The following is a 2,328-nucleotide window of genomic DNA, read 5'->3' as shown; positions in this document are numbered from 1 at the left end:
AGAAGGATAAATTTTGTCTGCCGGAAAAATATGAAAAAAACACCCGTTTTTTTGAGGGAAAAAAGTGAGTGTTTACAGTCTGACCGCCATAATCGGCTTGTGTTTAATGTAACAACATAATCCACCTCATGGTGGGCGAGATACTCCAATATATCCTGAAAGCCTAATCTGTCCACTTCTAACGCTTCTTCATCCACCTTAGCCCCACTGATACCTTTGTCCTTAAACAAGCGTAAAAGCGTGTATCCATGAGTCTAACAGTAAGTCCTGATTTCATCTTCTTGATAAGCAAGACTGTATCCATCTCTTGCTTGTCCTTGTGTCGATACTCGAATATACCCGATAACTTTCATGGTATTTTCCCCCTCAGTTACGCTAATCGAGATTAACGTAACGCTTAGACGCTATATTTGATATAAATTCATTGTATGCGGCTTTAACGATACAATCAACCCCTTTACCGATACAAGTTTATGATGTATTGTAAAAGGTAACATGAATAAGAGGAAGGGAAGTACCATGCCTATTACTATCAAGCTAAAGGAAATCCTTAAAGAACGTGACCTTTCACAACGTGAATTGGCACGAATGACAGGGCTTCGCCCTAATACAATAAACCATCTTTGTTCAGACAACGTAGATAGGGTATATCTATCAACATTAGAAACAGTATGCAAAGTGTTAGACATCGACATTCAGGAGTTAATCGAGGTGGAGTAGTCCTCTTGTACTAGTAATCGTTCTATGTACGTCAAAGTTGCGAAAAAATTTATCAGGCAAGGAGAAAGCGAAGGTAAAGTATTTGGGGATGCGAATGGTAGTATCTGATGATTTTTAGGTTATTTACACGAAGTGAAATTCATGAAATAGGGCATACATTTTTAAGGTGTTGTACGTACTAAAAATTTGTAAATACATCATAGAGGGCTTATATGGGTTATCTCTTTCTTGTAGGTAAAATGCGGTTTATTCGGCACTAGGTAGCCCCACCAAAAAGAAACCTTGAGAGGCATAAACCAAATCAAGGTTTCTGGATATAATACTTAAGCAACTTATCATCATTTCATTTTTTTAGATGCATTAGTTAGAAATGCATTTAACTTATCACTCATATTTAAAGTAACATTTTCTAAATTATTTCCTTCGACATTTATTCTTTTAAAGTTCATTATAAAACTTTTAAAAGAGTCAGATACTAAAAATATATTTTCTCCATTCATATCGTGAAACCAAATATAAATTTTATTTTGTGTGTCATCTTTTATTCCAATGCAAACTAAATCTCCTCCTGGTAAATCTGCAATAGGAATTAAATCAGCTGGTAATAAATCTTTATAAAAGTTTATCTTGTCCTCAATATTATTTTCATCGTTATATAATCCATAAAATGAGTCTATTTCAAATTGGGTTAGCTTAATTTTATTTGATAAACCTTCTGGAGGAATAAAGTGATAATCTTCCTTGATATAATCATTACCATAATGTTGCAGATAAAATGAATAATCTTGAGGAAATTTTATATTATATTTTCTTTCTAGATTTTTTATATGGTCTTCATTCCAACTATTATTAATCTCTTTTACATCGAAATCAATTATTGTTTCTAACTTTTTTTAAAATTGTTCCACTTTTTAATACCCTCCTCGTAAATCTGATGCCGAACCAATATTCGGAATATTTCCATGCAAATCAGTTGGTATTAATTCTATTACTGTACTTGACTTATGGTGTGGTGTAACACCCGCTTGTTTTAATAATTTCTTTGCAGCATTTTTTGATGGCAAATTATATTGGTGCTGTATTTGTTCATACACTAATGAAAAGTCATCTGGTGTACCTGTTAATTTTCCTTTCTTAAATACTATATCACCCTCTGACCAAGGTGAAAAGTTAGGTCTACCATTAATAAATTCTACACCCTCACCATTCGTTATTTTTTTAACTTCAGGTTTATCAGAATACCATTTCCCATTACCAGGTTCTCCTTCCCATTTACCATTTGTTCTTGGTAACCTTGTTTTGGGATTATCTATACCCTTAGTACTCTTATCCCCCTCATCCACATCAAACTTTTGCTCACTAACCGGTTTTACACTTACATTCCTCTCCACTGACCCTTGCCCGCCAGACTCAACTTTAAGCCCCTTTTTCACCTGCCCCATCGGCATGCGGGCTGCAGTTCCTGCCAAGGCTCCACCAGCTAAAAATGTAAATACACCGAAACTATCCAGCAAATGCTCCGCTGAGTAAAGCTCTTTAGGATTTACAGTTCCAACCACCATGTCATCTGCGCCCATTGTAATGTAATGGAGGAAGCTAGACATGCTT

At 35.1% G+C, this 2,328-nt stretch carries 2 protein-coding genes and 2 pseudogenes; 1 reads left to right on the top strand and 3 read right to left on the bottom strand.

Annotated features, from left to right (window positions below; translation table 11 throughout):
• Positions 1–353: pseudogene (locus GJU40_RS20335) on the bottom strand (recombinase family protein); the annotation flags it as partial.
• Positions 354–519: 166 nt separating this feature from the next.
• Between GJU40_RS20335 and GJU40_RS20330 the strand changes: the two are divergent.
• On the top strand, positions 520–720 hold the full coding sequence (locus GJU40_RS20330) for a helix-turn-helix domain-containing protein (protein ID WP_154309873.1): 201 nt from the start codon (positions 520–522) through the stop codon (positions 718–720).
• Positions 721–1,058: 338 nt separating this feature from the next.
• On the opposite strand, the gene GJU40_RS21620 is transcribed toward GJU40_RS20330, so the two are convergent.
• Together GJU40_RS21620 and GJU40_RS20320 are read right to left on the bottom strand one after the other, a co-directional pair.
• On the bottom strand, positions 1,059–1,574 hold the full coding sequence (locus GJU40_RS21620) for an SMI1/KNR4 family protein (RefSeq protein WP_425481244.1): 516 nt from the start codon (positions 1,572–1,574) through the stop codon (positions 1,059–1,061).
• Between the two features lie 57 nt (positions 1,575–1,631).
• Positions 1,632–2,328 (bottom strand): annotated as a pseudogene (locus GJU40_RS20320) (hypothetical protein); the annotation flags it as partial.

The sequence above is a fragment of the Metabacillus lacus genome, from assembly GCF_009674805.1.
Taxonomy (GTDB): domain Bacteria; phylum Bacillota; class Bacilli; order Bacillales; family Bacillaceae; genus Metabacillus_C; species Metabacillus_C lacus.
The sequence above is the reverse complement of the archived record's forward strand: the minus strand, read 5'-3'. Positions and strand labels throughout refer to the sequence as shown.